The 20,960-nt window shown below is 71.4% G+C and carries 13 protein-coding genes, 1 pseudogene and 1 riboswitch; of the genes and pseudogenes, 6 read left to right on the top strand and 8 right to left on the bottom strand.

The annotated features are described in order from the left end of the window. Position 1: 1 nt before the first annotated feature. The gene (locus ACTOWY_RS41200; protein ID WP_441315018.1) at positions 2 to 1,423 is read left to right on the top strand and encodes an SIP domain-containing protein; all 1,422 of its coding nucleotides are present in this window, start codon (positions 2 to 4) and stop codon (positions 1,421 to 1,423) included. Positions 1,424 to 1,444: 21 nt separating this feature from the next. Here the strand turns inward: ACTOWY_RS41200 and ACTOWY_RS41195 are convergent, their stop codons facing one another. The 3 genes from ACTOWY_RS41195 to ACTOWY_RS41185 all read right to left on the bottom strand — a co-directional run bounded on the left by ACTOWY_RS41195 (position 1,445) and on the right by ACTOWY_RS41185 (position 4,453). Next, a complete protein-coding gene (locus tag ACTOWY_RS41195; protein WP_441315017.1) occupies positions 1,445 to 3,346 on the bottom strand; it encodes a UvrD-helicase domain-containing protein in 1,902 nt (633 codons plus the stop codon). Positions 3,347 to 3,447: 101 nt separating this feature from the next. Further along, positions 3,448 to 3,909: a ribonuclease HI gene (gene rnhA, locus ACTOWY_RS41190; RefSeq protein ID WP_441315016.1), complete on the bottom strand. Its 462-nt coding sequence runs from the start codon at positions 3,907 to 3,909 to the stop codon at positions 3,448 to 3,450. Positions 3,910 to 3,931: 22 nt separating this feature from the next. Beyond that, on the bottom strand, positions 3,932 to 4,453 hold the full coding sequence (locus tag ACTOWY_RS41185; RefSeq protein ID WP_441315015.1) for a hypothetical protein: 522 nt from the start codon (positions 4,451 to 4,453) through the stop codon (positions 3,932 to 3,934). A 74-nt stretch (positions 4,454 to 4,527) separates the two neighbouring features. On the opposite strand from ACTOWY_RS41185, the gene ACTOWY_RS41180 reads away from it, so the two are divergent. Both ACTOWY_RS41180 and ACTOWY_RS41175 read left to right on the top strand, forming a co-directional pair. Next, entirely contained in the window at positions 4,528 to 5,730 is a 1,203-nt protein-coding gene (locus ACTOWY_RS41180; RefSeq protein WP_441315014.1) for an HIRAN domain-containing protein, read from the top strand. A gap of 250 nt (positions 5,731 to 5,980) precedes the next feature. Beyond that, positions 5,981 to 8,431 carry a LuxR C-terminal-related transcriptional regulator gene (locus ACTOWY_RS41175; RefSeq protein WP_441315013.1) on the top strand — a complete coding sequence of 817 codons (2,451 nt, stop codon included), beginning with the start codon at positions 5,981 to 5,983 and terminating at the stop codon, positions 8,429 to 8,431. On the opposite strand, the gene ACTOWY_RS41170 is transcribed toward ACTOWY_RS41175, so the two are convergent. Then, complete coding sequence (locus tag ACTOWY_RS41170) at positions 8,402 to 10,204, bottom strand: ATP-binding cassette domain-containing protein (RefSeq protein ID WP_441315012.1); 1,803 nt, start codon at positions 10,202 to 10,204, stop codon at positions 8,402 to 8,404. The genes ACTOWY_RS41175 and ACTOWY_RS41170 overlap by 30 nt on opposite strands. Next, the gene (locus ACTOWY_RS41165) at positions 10,197 to 12,008 is read right to left on the bottom strand and encodes an ABC transporter ATP-binding protein (protein WP_441315011.1); all 1,812 of its coding nucleotides are present in this window, start codon (positions 12,006 to 12,008) and stop codon (positions 10,197 to 10,199) included. The genes ACTOWY_RS41170 and ACTOWY_RS41165 overlap by 8 nt, the downstream gene beginning before the upstream one ends. A 344-nt stretch (positions 12,009 to 12,352) precedes the next feature. On the opposite strand from ACTOWY_RS41165, the gene ACTOWY_RS41160 reads away from it, so the two are divergent. Beyond that, positions 12,353 to 13,387 (top strand): radical SAM protein, encoded by a 1,035-nt coding sequence (locus tag ACTOWY_RS41160; protein ID WP_441315010.1) that lies wholly within the window; start codon positions 12,353 to 12,355, stop codon positions 13,385 to 13,387. A 36-nt stretch (positions 13,388 to 13,423) separates the two neighbouring features. Here the strand turns inward: ACTOWY_RS41160 and ACTOWY_RS41155 are convergent, their stop codons facing one another. Then, complete coding sequence (locus ACTOWY_RS41155) at positions 13,424 to 14,122, bottom strand: hypothetical protein (RefSeq protein ID WP_441315009.1); 699 nt, start codon at positions 14,120 to 14,122, stop codon at positions 13,424 to 13,426. Positions 14,123 to 14,591: 469 nt separating this feature from the next. Between ACTOWY_RS41155 and ACTOWY_RS41150 the strand changes: the two genes are divergently transcribed. After that, a complete protein-coding gene (locus ACTOWY_RS41150; RefSeq protein ID WP_441315008.1) occupies positions 14,592 to 15,011 on the top strand; it encodes a VOC family protein in 420 nt (139 codons plus the stop codon). Between the two features lie 44 nt (positions 15,012 to 15,055). Then, a riboswitch (S-adenosyl-L-homocysteine riboswitch) is annotated at positions 15,056 to 15,131 on the top strand. A gap of 20 nt (positions 15,132 to 15,151) precedes the next feature. Next, on the top strand, positions 15,152 to 18,784 hold the full coding sequence (metH, locus tag ACTOWY_RS41145; RefSeq protein ID WP_441315007.1) for a methionine synthase: 3,633 nt from the start codon (positions 15,152 to 15,154) through the stop codon (positions 18,782 to 18,784). 283 nt (positions 18,785 to 19,067) lie between these two features. On the opposite strand, the pseudogene rnhA (ACTOWY_RS41140) reads toward metH, so the two are convergent. Together rnhA (ACTOWY_RS41140) and ACTOWY_RS41135 are read right to left on the bottom strand one after the other, a co-directional pair. Further along, positions 19,068 to 19,514, bottom strand: a pseudogene (gene rnhA, locus ACTOWY_RS41140) (ribonuclease HI); the annotation flags it as partial. Between the two features lie 149 nt (positions 19,515 to 19,663). Then, positions 19,664 to 20,953, bottom strand: a complete 1,290-nt coding sequence (locus tag ACTOWY_RS41135) for a hypothetical protein (RefSeq protein ID WP_441315006.1) — start codon at positions 20,951 to 20,953, stop codon at positions 19,664 to 19,666. Positions 20,954 to 20,960: the final 7 nt, after the last annotated feature.

Below are 20,960 nucleotides of genomic sequence, written 5' to 3'. Positions count from 1 at the left end.
CATGACCGAACCACTCGTCGCGCACATCCAGGTCACCGGAGTACGGCGGCTCAGCCCGCACCTGACCAGGGTCAGCTTTACCGGCCCCGGTCTGGACAACCTGGACACCTGGCCGGACCAGCAGCTGAAACTGTGCTTCCCGCGGCCCGGCCAGACCGAGCCGGTGCTGCCCGAGCCGCAGGCCGACGGGGACGCGATGCGCTGGTACCAGGCGTATCTGGCCATCCCGGCGGCCGAGCGCGCGGTCATGCGCAGTTACACTGTGCGGGCCTACCACCCGGACACCGCCACCATCGATGTCGATTTTGTGTTGCACGGCAACGACAGTGGCCCGGCCACGGCCTGGGCGGCCGGGGCGCGGGTCGGCGATGTGCTGGGCCGGTATGGGCCGGACGCGCAGTACGCCCGCCCGCTCGGCGAGTCCGACTGGCTGCTCTTCGCCGGTGACCAGACCGCTCTGCCCGCCATCGCCACCCTGCTGGAATCCCTGCCAGCGGGGAAGAAGGCATTGGTGTACCTGGAGATTCTGGACGCCGCCGAGGAACAGCGACTCGACTCGGCGGCCGAGATCGAGGTGCACTGGGTGCATCGCACCGGTCCGGAGGTGCTGCTCAACGCGGTGCGCGCCGCGGAGTTCCCGTCCGGCACCGGATTCGCCTGGCTGGCGGGGGAGGCGGGCGCGGTCCGCGCGCTGCGCCGCCACCTGGTGACCGAACGCGGGATGTCCAAGCGCGCCATCGAGTTCAGCGGCTACTGGCGGCGGCAGCTCACCCAGGACGACGCGCCGACCGAGGAGGAGCTGGCCGAGATCCGGGAACGCCTCGATCCGAACGTCTTCGAGCGGTCCTACGCCGAGGGCGCCACGCCTTGGGTGATCGGCGAACCGCAGCCGGTGCTGCTGGAACTGGCCGCCCGCGGGGAGTTCCGGGGTGAGGTCCTGGACGCGGGGTGCGGGGACGGCTGGCACACCATCGAACTGACTCGCCTGGGGCACAGCGTGCTCGGCGTGGACTACGCGCCGCGGGCGATCGCCGAGGCGCGGGCCAACGCGCTCCGGGCCCAGGTCCCGGCCCGGTTCGAGCTGGCCGACGCGCTGGATCTGGGTGAGCGACCGCGGTTCGACACGGTGCTGGACAGTGCGCTGTTCCACGTCTTCGGCAATCGGGACCGGCCTGCCTACGTCCGGAGCCTGCACCGGGTCTGCCGGCCGGGCGCGGTGGTGCACCTGCTCGTGTTGTCGGACAAGGGTCCCGGTTACGGCCCGGAGATCAGCGACACGGTGATCCGGTCGGCCTTCGCCGAAGGCTGGGTGATCGAGGAACTCATCGACAGCCAGTACCGCGGTGTGGTCGGACTGAACGCGGACGGCGGTAAGCAGCTCGGTGATCTCCCGGCCTGGCTGGCCCGGATCCGCCGGGTGTGACCAGGTGCCGCCGGGGCCGGATCAGCCGGCCTCGGCGGTGCCCCACCACAGGTAGTCCCGCGCCCGGGTCGCCGCGACCAGTTGCTGCCGCCCGCGCAGCTCCCGCTGTTCCTCGTCCTCCTCGGGTCGCGCGCTGAACTCGACCACCAGCACCGCCTGGAAATCCAGGCCCTTGGCCCGGTGCACCGTGCCCACCTTGACCCGGTCGTCCTCGGCTCCCAGGTAATCGTCCAGGCGCAGCAACGGAATCCCGGCCGAGCGCAACAACGCGGTGCAGCGATCCAGGTCCTTGCGCTGGAACACGATCACCGCCGTCCGTCCATTGGGGACAGACGAGCCCGCCAGCGCGGTCCGCAGCGCCGCACCCAGTTCCGCCTCCGGCCCACGCCAGGACTCGATCTTCCCACCGGAGTTGGCCGATTCCACCTCACGCAAGCCGACCCCGGCCGCCCCGTCCAGATCGTCCACCTGGTTGGTCGCGTCAAACCGCTGCGCGAAGCCCAGCACCTTGGCCCGGTTCCGGTAGTTCACCCGCAGGATCTCCCCGCGCCCCTGCACCGGGATGCCCGCGTCGGACAGGCGCCAGCCACCCGGGTACACCTGCTGCTGCCCGTCCCCGACCAGCAGCAACCGGTTCGGCCCGTCCCCGGCCAGCTCCCGCAACAGCCGCAGCCCCATCAGCGTGATGTCCTGCACCTCGTCCACCACCACCGCCGCGTACCGCCGCTGCGGTGGTTCCCGGCGCAGTTCGGCCAGGGCGAGCGCGATCAGGTCGTTGTGGTCGTGCAGCCCGCGCTCGGCCAGATTGCGCTGGTAGCTCTGGAACAACGCCCACACCAGTTCCCGCTGCGCGCCGTCCAGCCGCCGCACCCGCCCGCGCCGCGGCGTCCGCTGATACTCGGCCAGGCTGCTCACACCCCGGCCCTTGATCACCCGGTCGATTTCGGTTCGCCAGTAGCCGACGTCCTCGATGTCCTGCAACGTCAACCGGTGCACCACCCAGGCCCGGCTGAACGCGGTCTCCGCCGAACTCGACCGCACCAGCACCTCATGCCCGCGCGCCCGCAGGAACTCCCGCGCCCAGGCGTGCAGGTTGGTGAACTCCACCCGCTCCACCAGCTCCGGCGCCAGCCGGGCGAAGGAAGCCTTGTGCACCAACGGAAGCGTGCGTACGAAAGTGGTGAACAACAGCGGTCCGGTGCTGCGCCGGGCCAGGAATCGCAACCGGTGCAAGGCCACCACGGTCTTGCCGGTCCCGGCGGGCCCGCTGATCCGGGCCGGGCCGCTGTAGTTCCGGACCGCCACCGCCTGCTGCTGCGGGTGCAGGAAGGTCAGCCAGCTCTCGAACGGCCGCAGCTGCGCCGCCCCCACCTGATCCTCGGTGACCTCCGCCAGCCCCAGCAACCCCTCACCGGCCGAGGCCTTCTCCGGCGCCGAAACCCGCAGATCCACATAGTCAGACAGCCGCTCAACCAGTTGCCCCGCAACGGAATCAACCTGCGTCCGGTCCAGGTGCGCGGCGTCCCGCCGGAACAACTCCGGCACCTGCGCCTCGGTCAGCACCCAGCCCAGCCGCCGTTCCCGCGGCGGCCCGGCGTCGCCACCGAGCACCACCGCCAGGTGCACCGCGCTGCGCGCCAGCACCTGCCCCCGCGGCCCCGCGATCCCGGCACACCCCTGCTCGGCGTGCAGGACGGCCTGCCCCAGCTCGGCGTCCACAGGCACCCGCTCCCCGACGAGCACCGCGAACACCCCACGAGCCGCCACCAGGAACGCCACCGCCTGCCCCGCGACAGGTTCCGGCCGCACCAGCAGCCGGGCCCCACTCGCGGTCCGGGTCAGCAACGCGGTCAGCACCCGCCGGGTGACCGCGTCCAGCCCAGGAGCCCGCTCCGCCAGCAACACCCCAGCCCGGCGCGCCACCTCACGCTCCGCATGCGCACTCGTCCCCACCCACAACCCCCTGGTTCGCCTGCCCCCAACCTAGGACCAGGAATGCCCGCGAACTCCCGCGAAACCGGGATTCACCCGGATGCCCCCGCCACCGCCTCCTGCAACCCCTTGAGCGCCAACCGATCCGCCCGCTCGTTCTCCGGATGCCCCGCGTGCCCCTTCACCCAGAACCACTCCACCCGGTGCCGGGCCGCGGCCGCCCCCAGCCGCTGCCACAGATCCACGTTCTTCACCGGCTGCTTGTTCGACCCGATCCAGCCGTTCTTCTCCCACTTGGCCATCCACGAGGTGATGCCATTGCGCACATAGGTGCTGTCGGTGTGGATATGCACCACGGCCGGCCGGGTAAGCCCTTCCAGCGCGTTGATCGGCGCCATCAACTCCATCCGGTTGTTCGTGGTAACCCCCGGCTCGCCCCCGCAGATCTCCTTCTCGTGGCGCCCATAACGCAACACCGCTCCCCACCCGCCGGGCCCAGGATTGGGAATGCAGGCCCCATCGGTGTAAATCTCCACCACGTTCTCGACGTCCACACGCGGACGATACCCGCGCGGTTCACCGCCACTTCCACCGCGCACTCCCCGGAATGAACACCCCGCACCCCGGACAGGCCACCTCCACCGCCCGCCCCGCCCCGCACACCACGCAGTCCCGCCCCCACACCGACCCATCCCGATGCCCGGCGATCACCCGCGCCACCACCCGAGCCATCGACTCCACCGGCCGCAGATCAGGATCAGGGCAGTAGATCTCCAACCGCCTGGTCAACCACTGATCACGCCTGGTCAGCCGCCGCCGCCCCAGCGCCTTCTCCGTCTGCCGCCGCGCCGCGAACTCCGCCACCACCGGCAGCCACACCCCCCGCGCCGCCCGCAGTTCCGCCACCGCCCGCCCCAGCGAATCGAGATCATCCTCCAGCCGCCGCGGAATCCGCGCCCAGGTGATCACGTGCCGCCAGGTCGCGTGATGCCCGTACACCGGGAACGCCTTGACGCAGTCCTGCAAAGCGAGCAACCGCTGCCGCACCGGCAACGCCGCATCCTCGGCCTGGCGCGACCGCTCGGGAAAACTGCTCACGGCCAGAAGATAACTTCGATCGAGTGCGGCTGTAACGAATTTCCCCCGCCGGAACGACACCCGCCGGAATCGACGTGCGCATAGGGGGCGATGTGGGCGAGCACCGGGTGGACGGCAGTGGGATCTCGGTCGGGTTCGACGGCAGGGAGCTGGTTGTGCAGTCCAGGTCTTTGCTGGTCAAGGCCGGTTTGTCGACCGGTCGGCGAGTGGTCCCGCTGGCCGATGTGCAGACCGTGGCCTTCCGGGAGGCGGGTGCCCTCCGGCCGGGCTGGATTCGGCTGACCATGCGGGGCGGACGGCTGCATCAATTGCTCTTCGACCGGTCGCAACAGCCCGGTTTTGTCCAGCTGCACCAGGAGCTGGTGACGGCGTGCGAACTGCTGGCCGCCGACGTGCCCCCGCTGCCGGAACACCACCGCACCTCACCACCAGCACCCGAGCCCGCGTCGCCTGCACCGCCACCTGCGGCTCTGGTTGTGCGCCCCGACCCGGCTCGGCCGGTGCTGCTGCGCGGTCGCGGCTACCCCGGCCAGGAAGTGGTCGGCGAGTCATTCCACGAGAAGGAGCTGCGCAAGCTCGCCGGCCGTCAGACCAGCGGCGAACGTGAGGTGACCGCCGAACTCAGGCGTGAGCCCGGAAATCGGCATGACCGCAACGCGATTCAGGTGCTCATCGAGGGTCGCCCGGTCGGCCACATCCCGCGGGAGACCGCGCCGGATCTACAGGCGCCCCTGCTCGAACTGGAACGGCGGGGCCAACTCGCGCTGTGCCGGGCTCGGCTGTGGTGGTCCAAATACGACACGTTCCGGGCCAGCGTGTCACTCGATCTCGCTGATCCGGCGCTGCTGTTCCCGATCAATTCCCTCGACCATTCCCGGCGACTGCTGCACCTGCCGCCCGCCCGGACTTACCAATTGAGTCGGGAGGACGAACACCTGGACGTGCTCGGCGCCCTGATCCGCCAGGCCTATCAGCCGGGTAAGGCGCTGGTGTTCGCCAGCCTGCACGCGGTCGAGCGAACCGGTCCGCGCTCCACCAGTCAGCTCATCGAGATCCGCGTCGACGATCGGGAGATCGGCGAACTGTCCAAGCCGACCTCGGCCAAACTGATCCCACTGGTCCGCCCGCTCCAGGACGCCGGGGTCACCTGTTACGCCGATGTCGAGCTGACCGGGAACCAGTTCGCGGTCGAGGCCAGGTTGCAGGTCACACCGCCCGAAGCGCTCGACCCGGCCTTCATCGAGCGTGTTCAACAGGAGCTGAGCCGGGCCAGGTGAGCACCGGTCACCCCGAGTCCTCGATCATCCTTGTCCTACCGCCGCGCCGCCACGGACCGGGACTGGATTTCCGGTGGGACGGTTCCATTTGGCGGTAATTCCGATGAGCGGCCCGCCCTAATGGGCAGTTGACAAGCTTGACACTTGGCGGCGCCCCGTTCATGGCCGAGGCTGGTAGCCCTGTCGCCCAGCGGACCAGGGGGTGCCGAATGAGGCTGAGGAAACTGAATTCCGCCGACTGGAGCAATGAATGACTCCGGGGCTGAACGCGGCGAAGTTCGTGGTGCGGGAAAAGGAGCTGGAACAGGCCCTCGGCGCTTTGCTGGCGGGCCGGGGGATGGTGATCGTCGGACCGGTCGGGGTCGGCCGGACCGCGTTCCTGGCGGCGGTGGCCGGGCGGCTCAACGCCGGCCGGTACGCGGTGGTGTGGACCTCGGCGACCGAGGCGAGCCGCGAGTTGCCGTTCGGGGCGTTCACCGGACTGCTCGGCGTGACCGAGCAGGTGTCCCAGGGCGGGTTGGTCGGGGCGTTGCTGCGGCGGGCCGAGGGGCGCACGCCGGTGCTGGTCATCGACGACGCGCACTACCTCGACCCGGCCTCGGCCGCGCTCACCCTCGGTCTGGCGCACGAGCGGGAGGTGCGGCTGCTGATCACCGCCCGCCCGGACGCGCCCATGCCGGACGCGGTCGTCGCGCTGTGGAAAGACCGCTACCTGCGCAGACTCGATCTGGAACCGTTCGGCCTCGACGGCACCACCCGGCTGGTGCGCGCGCTGCTGGACGGGGTGGCCGCCGGACCCACGGTGCGCCTGCTGCACGGCTGGACCGGCGGCAACCCGCTGTTCCTGACCGAACTCGTCCGGCACGCGCTGGCCACCGGCCGCCTGGCCACCGAGGGCGGACTGTGGTGGTGGCGCGGCGCGCTGAGCGTGCCGCCGCGGCTGGCCGAACTCTTCGACGGCTGGCTGCGCGGCCTGGACCACGCCCAGCGGGACGCGCTGGCTGCCGTCGCGCTCGGCGAACCACTGCCGCTGGCCCTGCTGGACGCGGTCGCGCCCGGCGTGGTGGAAAGCCTGGAGGAACGCGGACTGTTGCGCAGCGCGGACGGCGACGGCCGGATCGTGGTCCGCACCGCGCACCGCATGCTCGGCGCCGCCCTGCGCCATCGGCTGCCCGGACTGCGCAGGCGCAGGCTGTGCGCCGAACTGCTCACCGCGGGCGCGGGCGCGGTGGACCCGGTGCGGCGGGCCCGCTGGCAACTCGACGCCGACCACCCGCCTGAACCCGGCACGCTGCTCCGGGCGGCCGCGCTGACCTGCAGGCACGACCCGGAACTGGCCGTCCGGCTGGCCCGCCGAGCCCTGGAACGCACCGACCTGGCCGCGCCCGTGCTGGCCGCCGCCCTGGTCGAACTCGGCGATCCCGACCAGGCCCGGCAGGTCCTGGTCAACGCCGGACCGCGGGCCCGGCTCGCGCTGGCCGCGCACCGCTGCTGGGCCGAACGCGATCCGGCAGGCGCGCACGCCGAGCTGAGCACCCTGCCCGGACCCGCCGCCGCCGGACTCGACGCGCTGGTCCTGCTCTTCGCCGGCCGCACCGCCGAGGCCGAGCAGACCGCGGCCGAAGCACTGCGCGAGCACGGACCCGGACTCGCCTCGGCCCGGGTGGCGCACCTGCTCGCCCGAGTGCTGGCCGGCCGCACCGCCGCGGCCGCCGCCCGCGCACCGCGGACCGGGGCCGAGCTGGCCGGGTACGCGCTGGCCCGGCTGTGGCGCGGCGAGGACGTCCGGCTGCCACTCGGCGATCCGACCTTCGGCCGATGGCCGCACGCTCCCGGCGATGTGGCCGCCCGGCACATCGGCGAAGCCGGACTGCCCGACACCGAATGGTCCCTGCTCAGCGGCTACGCGCACACCCTCGCCGGGGAACCGGACCTGGCCGTGGCCCGATTACGCGAGGCGGTGGTCCAGCACAACGGCGGCCACCGCCTCTTCCGCACCGAGGCGGCCTCCTGGCTGGCCCTGGCCCTGCTCGCCCAGCGCAGGCCCGCCGACGCCGCGGCCGTGCTCGCCGCCCACCCGCCCGACGCCCTCGCCCTGCTGCCCGGCCTGTCCGACCAGGCCACCGGCGCTCTCGCCGCCGCCCGCGGCGACCTGCCCGGCGCCCTCGCCGCCTACAGTTCGGCCGCCGCCACCGCCCGGTCGGCGGGCGCGCACACCCTGGAACTGACCGCGCTGACCGAACTGCGCTGGCTCGCCCCCGGCGCCTCGCCCGACCGGCTGGCCACCCTGCTGACCAGCGTCGACGCCCCGAGACTGGCCGCGGAGGCGGCTGCCGCGCTGGCTGTGGGCCGGGGCGATCCGGGCGAGCTGCTCGACCACGCCGCGCACCTGGAGAAACTCGGCCTGACCGACCGGGCCGCCCGGCTGGCCGATGCCGCCGCCACCACCGCGGGCGAGCGCAGGGGAGAAGCGGTGCTGCTGGTCAGCAGACTGCGCGGGCACACCGCGGTGGCGCCCACCGGCTCGGTCGCGCTCACCCCGCGGGAGATGGAGATCGCCGCGCTGGCCGCGGACGGCCGCTCCGATCGCGAGGTGGCCAGGGCACTCGGCCTGTCCGTGCGCACGGTGCAGAGCCACCTGGCCCGGATCTACCGCAAACTCGGCGTGCACTCACGCCGTGACCTGCCGTTCCGTCGCTGACGGCGGACCGTCCAGATAGGCCGCGGCGTGCAGCGCGTACATGTCCGCGTAGTGCCCGCCCGCGGCCAGCAGGCCGGCGTGGGTCCCGGTCTCGGTGACCCGCCCGTCCCGCAGCACCACGATCAGCTCGGCCTGGCGCACCGTGCTGAACCGGTGCGAGACGACCACCGTGATCGGACTGTCCGGACCGCGTTCGGCCAGGTAGCGGCGCAGCAGTTCGGCCTCGCTGTCCGGGTCCAGCCCGGCGGCAGGCTCGTCCAGCAGCACCAGCGCGGGCGCCGTGCGCATCCGTGCCCTGGCCAGCGCGAGCTTCTGCCACTGCCCGCCGGACAACTCGGTGCCCTCGGGGTGGGTCTTGCCGAGCTGGGTGTCCAGCCCGGCGGGCAGCGTGGCCACCACCCCGTCCGCGCCACCGGCGAGCAGCGCGGCGCGCACCGCGCTCTCGTCGTCCAGACTGGTCAGCTCGCCGAGTCCGACGCTCTGCCGGACGAGCAGCTCGAACCGGCAGAAGTCCTGGAAACACGCGGTCACCCTGCCCTGCCACCTCGCCGGATCCACCTCGGCCAGGTCCTGCCCGGCGAAGCTGATCACCCCGTGCGAGGGGGCGTGCAACCCGGCCAGCAACGCGACCAGGGTCGACTTGCCCGCGCCGTTGTCGCCCACCACCGCCACCGTCGACCCGGCGGGCAACCGCAGGTCCACCGAGGTCAGCGCGGGGGAGGACTGGCCGGGATACTGGAATCCGACCCCGCTCAGCACCAGCTCGCCGCGCTCCGGCACCGCGGCGGCCCCGCCCGCGCCGGTGTCCTGGGGATGGTCGGCGAGCTTCACGAACAGCCCGATCGTGTGCAGCGAGCGCCGCAGCCAGCCGAGCAGCCAGCTCAGCCCGGTGGTCGCGCCGACCAGCCTGGTCGCCAGCAACACCACCAGCACCGCCGCCCCGGCCGAGGCCGTGCCCTCGAACACCGACCGCGCCAGCAGGTACAACCCGGTCAGCAACGCGCCAGCGAAGATCAACCAGCCGCCGGCCACCGCCAGCGCGCCCTTGAGCCGGGCCGTCTCCCGCGGACCGCCGGCCTCGGCGAAGGCCGCCGCGTGCCGCGCCGCGAACTCCCCGCCCAGCCGGTACAGCCGCAGCTCCCGGGCCGCCGCCGCGTCGGTGGCCAGCGCGAACAGGCTCAACCGCCGCCGGTCCGCGGCCGCCCCGGCCTGCTCGGCCTCGTTGACCAGCTTGGCCTGCCAGCGGTTGGCCTGCGCCAGCGGCAGCACGAACAGCGGCAGCAACGCCAGCAGCGGATGCGCGAAGGTCAGCACCACCGCCGCGGCCAGGAACCGGGCCAGCAGGTTCGCGTTCTCCACCAGCGCGGCGAAGGCGATGCTGAACTCACCGCGGCGCTGCCGGAGCAGCTCGGCGGTGTCCAGGAACTCCGGGTCCTGGAAGTGCCCGATCCGCCCCGGCCCGGCGCACACTGTCATCAGCCGCCGGTCCAGCTCCAGACCGATCCGCTGCTGCAAGGTCTGCCGCAGGTCGGTGCTGATCGCGGCCCACTGGTGCACCGCGACGGTGACCCCGGCCAGCAGCACCCCGCCCCACACAGCCAGTCCCCAGGACCGGCCGGCCGCCCCGTCGACCAGCCACTGCAGGCCGATCGCCTGCGCCGCGGCGACCACGTTGAGCAGCGGGGACAGGATCAGCACCAGCAACGCCCTGCGCCGGTCCACCCGCAACGCGGTCCCGACCAGCAGGCGGATCGCGGCGAAGCTGCTACGCATGACCATTCCCTTCGGCGGCGGCGAACGGCGCGGACTGCACACGGAACAGCCGCGCGTACCGCCCGTCGGCGGCCAGTAGCTCCGCATGGGTGCCGTACTCGCTGACCCGCCCGTCCCGCAGCACCGCGATGCGGTCGGCCAGCCGGACGGTGGCGAAGCGGTGCGACACCAGGATCGTGGTGATGTCCTGGGTGATCTCCAGGAACCGGGCGTACAGGTCGTGCTCGGCGCGCACGTCCAGCTGGGCGGTCGGTTCGTCCAGCACCAGCACACCCGCGCCGTGCTGTACCGCGTACAGCGCGCGGCTCAGCGCCAGCCGCTGCCACTGCCCGCCGGAGAGGTCCGCGCCCTCGGCGAACTCCCCGCTCAGCGGGGTGTCCCAGCCCTTGGGCAGCTCGGCCTCGATGCCAAGGAACCCGCCCAGCCGGGCGGCCGTGATCAGCTCCGCCTCGCGGACCGGCGTCTCCACCGCGCCGAACCCGATGTTGTCGCGCACCGGCAGCGGGTAGCGGACGAAGTCCTGGAACACCACCGCGAGCCTGCGCCGCCAGTCGGTGAGGTCGTAGTCGGCCAGGTCGTGGCCGTCGATCAGGATGCGCCCGCCATCCGGCCGGTACAGCCCGGCGAGCAGTTTGGCGATGGTGGATTTGCCCGCGCCGTTGTCGCCGACGATGGCCAGCGAGGAGCCCGCGGGCAGCACCAGGTCCAGCTCGTCCAGCACCGGCCGGGACTCGCCGGGATAGCGGAAACTCACCCGCTCGAACCGGATCTCCCGGCACGGCAGGCCGTCCACCGGTCGCGGGATGGCGGGCGCCGGGATGTCATCGGTCAGCTCACCGACGGTGCGCGCCGCCGGGATCGCCGCGCTCGCGGTGTGCAGCGTCCACTGGAGATCACCGGCGAAACCCAGCGCGAACAGGCCGAGCATCGCCTGCAGCGCCACCGCCAGCCGCTCCGGCGACAGCTCGCCTGCCGCGGCCCAGAAGGCCAGCGGGCCGATCACCGCGGCATGTCCGGCCAGCAGCAACAGGATCGCCGCGCTGTGCCTGCCCTTGTTGATCGAGGTGCGCCGCAGCTCGGTCATCCCGGCCCACCAGCTCCTGGTGAACCCCGCCACCAGCCAGGAGTGCAGGCCGAAGAGCCGCACCTCCTTGGCCGCGGCCGGGGTCAGCGCCAGGTCGCGCAGGTAGGCGGCCTGGCGGAGCTGGGCCACCTCACCGGAATGCGCCGAGACCGACCGCCGGATCTCCAGCTCCTGCCAGTGCCCGGTGAGCATCCAGGCCGCGCCGAGCACCAGCGGCATCCACCAGGCCCCGGCCCAGCCGAGCAGCACCGCGGCGGCGATCCCACTGAGCCGCAACGGAATCAAGCCCGCGAGCGCGGCCACCGCCTCCCGCGGCGGGAAGCTGCCGACACCGATCGCCCGCGCCTGCTCGATGGCGTCGGCCACCTTCGGATCGTCCAGGTGCGCGATACCACGTGGCCGCAACGCGCCCTCGATGGTGCGTTGCGCGGTGGCCCCGTCCACCGCCGTGCCCAGCCGCGCGGTGACCATGGACCGGATCGGGTCCAGCACCACATCCAGCACCAGCGAGGCGGCCAGCAAGGCGAGCCCGGCGAAGATCGCGGCCTCCACCCCGGTGAGCGCGGCGACCAGGCGGCCGGCGGCCAGCGGCAACAGCACGGCGCCCAGGACCTGGCCGAGGATCAGGATGAACAGGACAAGGGTCAGCGTGCCCGCGATCCGCGGCAACTGGCGGAGGAGCAACAACGCCCCGTTGGGGTTGCTGGTGGTGGCAGGCACGCGACTGGCCGTCCTTTCACGCGGGTGAGGAAAAGGAGAGCGGCGGCCGCTCGCGAACGGAGCGGCCACCGCTTTCACCTGGTCAGCGACCCAGGCCGGTGGGGGGATAAGCCACGGGAATCACCTCCTCCGAAGTCGGCCGAATTCACCGCTGGGGGCGGATCCGGTCGCCGCTGACGCTAATCGGCGGCGGCCGCGGACCGAATCCGTAATCGGGTACGCAAAAGCGGCGGAGGATTACCGAGTCCATTCGGCGGATACCCAGCCGTTGGGTAGTCCGCCGCGCCTTTTGCGTAGCCGATTGCGGACGCGACAATTCCGGCGAGTTCGTACCGTTGCTGCCCATGGACGACACCGACCGCCCGAATGTCCTGATCTGGGACATGACCTTCGCCTGCCCACTGCGCTGCTACCACTGCTACACCGAGTCCGGCCGCCGCCCGGCCCGCAGCCTGGCCGCCCCGGAGCTGATGAAGGTCGCCGACGCCCTGATCTCCCTGGGCGCCGAGTTGATCACCCTGTGCGGCGGCGAACCCCTGAGCCTGCGCCCGATCGTGGAGGTCGCTCGCCGGCTGCGCGCGGGCGGCCTGCGGGTGTACGTCTACACCAGCGGCTGGAACACCAAACCCGCTTTGCTGGACCAGCTCGCCGGGGTGGTGGACAAGATCGTGGTCAGCGTGGACGGCCCCGACGCCGCCACCCACGACCGCATCCGCGGCCGCGCCGGGTCCTTCGAGCACTGCCTGCGCACCCTCGGCCTGCTCAACGACCGGGTCGAACAGGACCTCGCCGCCGGCCGGACCCCGCTGCGCTTCGGCATCGACTACGTCGTCGTCCGCAGCAACTACGACCAGCTCGACCGCATGTGCGCCGAGGTCGCCCCCCGCTTCTCCAGCCTGGAAACCCTGTCCTTCGGCGCGGTCGTGCCCACCGGCCTGGCCAGCCGCCCCAGCTTCGTCGACCAGGAACTCCTCAGTGACGAACAGGCGGCCGAACTGATCCTCCCGGCCACCCGCGAACGCCTGCGCGCCGCCGCTCCCAGCTGGGTGGAGGTCGACACCACCGACAACTTCGAGGTCCAGATGAACCCGGAGTACCTGGCCGACAACCCCGGCTTCCGCCCGATGGAGATCGAACCCGACGGCGCCGTCCGCGGCATGCCCATCTACGAAGGCACCGTGGGCAGCCTGCTCACCGAAGACCCGGTGGAGCTGTGGCGCCGCTCCCGAGCCCGCTGGACCGACCCGTTCGTGCTGGACTGCCTGTCCCGCATCCACACCCGCCGCGACTGGGCCGAGGCGATCCGCCAGATCGACCGCCGCTTCGGCACCCCGGAGGTCCGGGCCCGCATCGACGCCCGCCCAGCCCTGGTCCTGTGACCCGGCGCTCGTCCAGTGTTCGGGCGCCGGGGGTGCTCAGGGATGCGGCAGTTCCGCCGCCACCTGCGCCACGGCGTCCAGCGCCTCGCTGCTCAGACTGCCCGCCGCGGCCTCCGTCTCGGCGATGACCACCGCGGTGCCGGACAACTTCGCGTCGTAGTGGTGCGCGCTGAACCGGATGTCCCGTAGCTCCAGTAGTTCAGCGCCCAACGGCCGGATATCCCCATTGCCGTGGATCTCATGTAGCCGCTTGAAGTCCCCGGCCCGCCCCCGGTTGTGGAACCGCACCCACACCACCGAGATCACCACCACGTTCCCCTCGCCGTCCCCGACGCTGAACAACGCCCGGTCGAGCGACTTGCACGGGGTGTGCGCGAGGAACCCGCGAATCTCGCCGAAGGAATGGCTCACACACTCCGCCGCCGTCCGCACCTCCCGCCGCAACCGCCGCAGCCCCAGCCGCTGCCAGGCCTCATCGGCCTTGCCCCGGCGAGCTGATTGCCTGCCGTCGTTCTTCCGCGCGCTGATGTTCCGCGAGGCCGCCGAGTTCGCCGCACCCCCACCGGATCCACCACCCGCCCCGGCGCCGGACCCGCCGCCCAGCCCGAGCCCGCCACCGACACCGGCCCCGGCGGCGCCGATCACAGCCACCGCCGCCACGGCGACCACGGCGGCCCCACCGCCCCGTGCCGCCGGATCCGAACCGCCGCCCGCCCCACCAATACGCCGTCCCATGCCGCTCCTCCCCGAGCCGACCAGACCTTGCCGAGGTAACCCGGCGGCGGCGCGCGAATGACGCGAACCAGGGGCCGGTCGCCCGAACGGCCCAGGAACAGCACCGGATCCAGTGGCGGGCAGCGCCGGTGCGGACTACCGGTCACCATCGGTCCGGGGATGGCGACCGCCGGTGTCGCTCCGGTGACGGTCAGTCCCCATCGAGGCCGCACCGATCCGGCGTTCTCACTCTGTGGGACGATTTTCGGGTTGTCGCCAACCCAATCCGCACTTCCTGTTGCACCGCTCAGTCCGGACCCGCCCGCCGCCGCCGGAGCGGTCGCCGCGAGGTGCGCGGCGGGGTGCGCGGCGGTGACCGATCGACCGGGTGAACCTGGGCCGGATCCTGGTCGCGGTGCCTGGGCTTCCGGTTGTTGTCACCCCGCTGAAGTGCGACGATGCAGCTCCGTCGGACGCCAAGGAGGCCGTCGTGGGCACTCGGCTCAACCCCTACATCAACTTTGGTGACCAGGCCCGCGCGGCCATGGAGTTCTACCGGGAGGTCCTCGGGGGCACCTTGACCTTCTCCACCTTCGGTGAGTACGGCATGGACGCCAGCCCGGAGGCGGACAAGATCATGCACAGCCAGTTGGAGAGCCCGGGTGGGCTGACCCTGATGGGGGCGGACACCCCGGCCGGGATGCCCCCGCACCAGGTCGGCAACAACATCTCGGTGTGCCTCAGCGGGGAGGACGTTGAGGAGCTGAGCGGCTACTTCGCTAAACTGGCGGTGGGCGGCACTGTCGGCGTCCCATTGGAGAAACAGGTCTGGGGCGACCACTTCGGCATGGTGACCGACCGGTTCGGCATCAACTGGATGGTCAACATCGCCGGAACCTCAAGTCGCTGAATCGAAGACCACGGCGCCGGGAGATGTTCGGTACCCTCCGTACCAAGGTCGAGAGGCGCTGCAACGGGTTCCGGCCCGCCACGCTCGACCGGGTGTGACGAACAAGGGCGCCTCCCAGACTCAGTCGGGAGGTGCATTCGGTGGACAGGGTTGGTGACCGCGCGCAGGCGCTCAAGGAGCTGCTGACGCAACGGGTGGTGGTGCTCGACGGGGCCTGGGGCACGATGTTCCAGAACGCCGCGCTCAAGCCCGAGGACTACTACGGCGACCACTTCGCCAATCATGCCCGGGACGTCGCGGGCAACCCGGACCTGCTCAATCTCACCCGCCCTGACCTGGTGCTGGACATCCACCGGCAGTACCTGGACGCCGGCGCGGACATCACCACCACGAACACCTTCACCGCCACCGGGATCGGCCAGGCCGACTACCTGATGGAGTCCTACGTCCACGAGATGAACGTGCGGGCGGCCCAGATCGCCCGGCAGGCCGCGGACGAGGCGGGCAACAAGTTCGTCGCGGGCTCGATCGGACCGCTCAACGTCACCCTGTCGCTGTCCCCCCGGGTGGAGGACCCCGCCTACCGCGCGGTCAACTTCGAGCAGGTCAAGGACACCTACGCGGGGCAGATCGCGGCGCTGGCCGAGGGCGGGGTGGACCTGCTCCTGGTCGAGACGATCTTCGACACGCTCAACTGCAAGGCCGCCATCGCCGCCGCCCGCGAGGTCGCGCCCGAGCTGCCGCTGTGGATCTCGGTGACCATCGTCGACCTCTCCGGCCGCACCCTGTCCGGGCAGACCGTCGAGGCGTTCTGGAGTTCCATCGAGCACGCCGACCCGATGGTGGTCGGCCTCAACTGCTCGCTGGGCGCCGCCGAGATGCGCCCGCACGTGGCTGAACTGTCCCGCTTCGCCGGCACCTACACCTCCGCGCACCCCAACGCCGGCCTGCCGAACGCCTTCGGCGGCTACGACGAGACCCCGGAGCAGACCGCCGAGTTGCTCGCCGAGTTCGTCGAGTCCGGCATGGTCAACATCGTCGGCGGCTGCTGCGGCACCACCCCGGCGCACATCGGCAAGATCGCCGACGCGGTGTCCAGGCTGAAGCCGCGCGTCGTGCCCAACCCGGGGCAGCGCACCCGGTACAGCGGCCTGGAGCCGTTCGAGATCACCAAGGACACCGGTTTCGTGATGATCGGTGAGCGCACCAACGTCACCGGTTCGGCCAAGTTCCGGCGGCTGATCGAGAGCGGCGACTTCCAGACCGCGGCCGACGTCGCGCTGGAGCAGGTCCGCGGCGGCGCGAACATCCTCGACGTGAACATGGACGCCGACCTGCTCGACAGCGAGCGGGCGATGACCGGCTTCCTCAACCTGATCGCCACCGAGCCGGAGATCGCGCGGATCCCGGTGATGATCGACAGCTCCCGGTGGAGCGTGCTCGAGGCCGGGCTGAAGTGCGTGCAGGGCAAGGGAATCGTCAACTCGATCAGCCTCAAGGAGGGCGAGGAGCCGTTCCTGGCCCAGGCCCGGCGGATCCGCGACTACGGCGCGGGCGTGGTGGTGATGGCCTTCGACGAACTGGGCCAGGCCGACAACGCCGACCGCAAGGTCTCGATCTGCGCCCGCGCCTACGACATCCTCACCCAGCAGGCCGGCTTCCCGCCCGAGGACATCATCTTCGACCCGAACGTGCTCGCCGTGGCCACCGGCATCAGCGAGCACAACGGCTACGCCAAGGAGTTCCTGGAGGCGCTGCCCCGGATCAAGGAACGCTGTCCAGGCGCGCGGATCAGCGGCGGTATCTCGAACCTGTCCTTCTCCTTCCGCGGCAACGACATCGTGCGCGAGGCCATGCACTCCTCGTTCCTGCTGCACGCCACCCGCGTCGGCCTGGACATGGGCATCGTCAACGCAGGCCAGCTCGCGGTGTACGCCGACATCCCGGCCGATCTGCTGGAACTGGTCGAAGACGTGCTCTTCGACCGCCGCGAGGACGCCACCGACCGGCTGGTCGCGCACGCCGAGACGGTCAGCGGCCGCGGCACCCAGCGGGTGCTGGACCTGTCCTGGCGGGAGGCCCCGGTCGCCGCGCGGCTCTCGCACGCGCTGGTGCACGGCATCGTGGACTTTATCGAGGAGGACACCGAGGAGGCCCGCCAGCAGCTGCCCCGGCCGCTGGAGGTCATCGAGGGTCCGCTGATGGACGGCATGAAGATCGTCGGCGACCTGTTCGGCGCGGGCAAGATGTTCCTGCCGCAGGTGGTCAAGAGCGCCCGGGTGATGAAGCGCTCGGTGGCCTACCTGGAGCCGTTCATGGAGGCGGAGAAGGAGGCGGCCCGCAAGGCAGGCCTGGCCACCGTCGCCCGCGGCAACGGCAAGGTCGTGCTGGCCACGGTCAAGGGCGATGTGCACGACATCGGCAAGAACATCGTCGGCGTGGTGCTGGGCTGCAACAACTACGAGGTCATCGACCTGGGCGTGATGGTGCCCGCGGCGAAGATCCTTGACGTGGCGGTGGCCGAGGGCGCCGACGCGGTGGGCCTGTCCGGCCTGATCACCCCGTCCCTGGACGAGATGGTCAACGTGGCCGCGGAGATGGAGCGCCGGGGGCTGAAGCTGCCGCTGCTGATCGGCGGCGCGACCACCTCCCGCCAGCACACCGCGGTGCGCATCGCCCCCGCCTACCAGGCCACCACGGTGCACGTGCTCGACGCCTCCCGGGTGGTGGGCGTGGTCTCGGACCTGATGGACGAGGACCGCGCCGAGGAACTGGCCGAGCGCAACCGGGTCGACCAGGACCGCCTGCGTGAGCAGCACGAGGCCAGGGAGTCCAAGCCGGTGCTGCCGGTGGAGGTGGCCCGCGCCAACTTCGAGCCGGTGTCCTTCGAGAACCTGCCGGTGCCGGAGTTCACCGGCATCCGCACCGTCTCCCCTGACCTGCCCACCCTGCGCACCATGATCGACTGGCAGTTCTTCTTCCTGGCCTGGGAGCTGAAGGGCAAGTACCCGAAGATCCTGGAACAGCCGGTGGCCAAGGAACTCTTCGACGAGGCCAACGTCCTGCTCGACCAGATCATCGCCAACGGCAGCCTCACCGCCCAGGGCGTGTACGGCTACTGGCCCGCGCACAGCGAGGGCGACGACATCGTGGCGGGCACCCCGGCCGGCGAGATCCGCTTCCCCATGCTCCGCCAGCAGACGGAGAAGCCGGAGAACCGCCCGAACCGGTGCCTGGCCGACTACATCGCCCCGGCGGGCGACCACCTCGGCGGCTTCGCGGTGGCCATCCACGGCGCGGAAACCCTGGCCGCCGGCTTCGAGGCCAACCACGACGACTACCGCTCCATCATGGTCAAGGCACTGGCCGACCGCCTGGCCGAGGCCTTCGCCGAGTACATCCACCTGGAAGCCCGCCGCGCCTGGTACGAGCCCGGTACCGAGCCGGTGCTGGCCGACCTGCACGCCGAGCGCTTCCGCGGCATCCGCCCGGCCTTCGGCTACCCGGCCAGCCCCGACCACAGCCAGAAGCAGGAGCTGTTCGAGCTGCTGGCGGCGGAAAAGGTGGGGCTGGGCCTGACCGAGTCGTTCGCGATGACCCCGGCGGCGGCGGTCAGCGGTCTGCTGTTCGCCAACGAGGGCGCCAAGTACTTCACGGTGGGCCGTCTCGGCAAGGACCAGGTCGAGGACTACGCCAAGCGTCGCGGCATGCCGCTGACCGAGGTCGAGCGCTGGCTGCGCCCCAACCTGGGCTACGAGCCGGGCGCGAGCTGATCCCGGTGGGGCCGAGCCACCCGGCGCGGCCCCACCCTCAGTGCGAGAACAGGTCGACAGCAACGGGCACCTCCCCCTGGTGTCGCCCGCATCGGCGGCCGGCGGTCGCGGTCCCGCACCGCTTGCCGTTCGACCCCATCGCGCCACACCGCGACGCTGGATCGTGCGCATGGCACAGCCCGGTGGCCCCGGCCGGGATCGGACACGGCCGCCCGGCCCGGGTCATCGCCTGACATGGTGGCCCCGCACCGGTGCTGCGCCGAGGTGGCCGGGTCGGTGGCGCGCCCATCACCTCCCGCACCCCGCGACTGGCCAGCCGATCGGCCCGCTCGTTGCCCGGATGCCCCGAGTGCCCCTTGACCCAGTGCCACCCGGCCTGGTGCGGCGCGAGCGCGAGGTCCAGCTGCTGCCACAGATCAGCGTTCTTCACCGGCCGCCGGTCCCTGGTCAGCCAGCCGTTGGCCTTCCACCGGGGCAGCCAGGACAGGACGCCGTCGCGCACGTAGGTGCTGTCGGTGTAGATGCGGAGCACGGCGGGCCGGGTCAGCACCCGCAGGGCCTGGATGGGCGCCATCAGCTCCATCCGGTTGTTCGTGGTCGGACCGGGATCGCCGCCGTGCAGATCGCGTTCCCGTGGCCCACAACGCAGTACCGCACCCCAGCCACCAGGGCCGGGATTCCCACTGCACGCGCCGTCGGTGTAGATCTCGATGACCTGTTCGGAGTTCATGGGGCGAAGGTATGACCACGCTGCCGACGCGTTCGCACAGCGAAACTTTGTTCGTTATCGGGGTGGTTGGCGGCTGTTTCGGGGTCGTGTGCCCGAGGGTGAGCCCGGCGGATCCCTTGGGCGGCAACGGAAGGGCTGGGTCCCAGGTATCAGTCGACCTGGCCGGTCACGTCAGCGGCGACGGCCAGGACGCGCTGGACCAGGTGGTCCGGCAGGTTCGTGTGTTCGCCGAGCCAGCGAACCCATTCCGGCAGCAGCGCCCGCACCGAGTGGGAGAAGTCGGCGTCGGCCCAGTCGCCGATCAGGCGCAGCTGGAAGTCGATCCTGCGGGGCGAGATCCGGTACGCGGTCTCGGGAAGCGTTCCTTCCAGCCACTCCTCGGCCAGTGCCTCGACGGTCTCCTCATCCGGCGCGAGACCGTGCCGCAGGGAGTACCAGTCCCGGAACTGGTCGACCATCGGCCGCACGTCGATGTAGTGGTACAGCGAGACAATCTCGGGCAGGGGTTTGCCGTGGTGGTGAAACGCATCGATAAGATCGATTACCCGGCGGCCGGACCGGAACACGTTGTCCGTGACCTGACGTGCGGGCGCCTCCGTGCCGGAGATGTCGTCCAGCTCCAGGTGAAACAGCGGCAGCAGTTCATCCGGCGAGGCCACGGGGTGGGGCAGGCTGTCCGCTGCGGTGTCGCCGACGGCGGCCCGCCAAGCCTCGGCGGCCTGGTGCATGTCGTCGTGCACGCCGGGCTCGACCAGGTCGACGAAACCACTGACGTCCACATCGAAAAGGAACACCGAGGTGTCCGCTTCCCGCGGATAGGAGACTTCGGCGATCAGGGCAAGTCGAGTGCCGTAGGCGTCCACCATCCGCCACACCTGGCCGGTCGCCTTGATCTTCGCGAGCTGCCGGAGCCATTTCGGTTGAGTCCGCGAGGTCGAACCGCCGATCCGGCTTCGCCGGGCGCGGTTGAGCGCGGCCTGCGTCGTCGCCGCGAGTGCCGGTGATCCGATCGAGGTCAGACCGTACGACAACCGCCACAGCGCGTCCGCGTCCGTGCTGGTCCGCGCCAGCCGCGCCGCGGCTTCCTCCGCCACCAGGCAGAACCAGCGGGGCAGCTGGTTCCCGGCGTCCCCAGTCTCGCTGGCTTGTCGCAGCGCCGAGCCCAGAAGTTCAGCGGTCAGCTGTTCCAGCTCACGTGGCCGGTTCGCCGCGACGAGACCGGGTGCCTCCGCGAGCACCATGGCGGTGGCGGGACCGAACCAGCTGGGCTCCGGGGACGGCTCAGCGGCCCGGTCCTCGTAGTCGAAGGGGCCCGGGGCGGACTCGTCGTGCAGGTCAACGGGAAAGTCCGGGTCAGCGAGAAAGTCCGGCTCGGCGATATCGTGATCCTGAGCGCGCTTCTTGCCCTTCTTCTTCCGTCCACGAGAAACCGGCGACATGTCACGG

The organism is Crossiella sp. CA198, from assembly GCF_052078295.1.
Lineage (GTDB): Bacteria > Actinomycetota > Actinomycetes > Mycobacteriales > Pseudonocardiaceae > Crossiella.
This window is presented reverse-complemented; position numbering and strand designations above follow the sequence as displayed.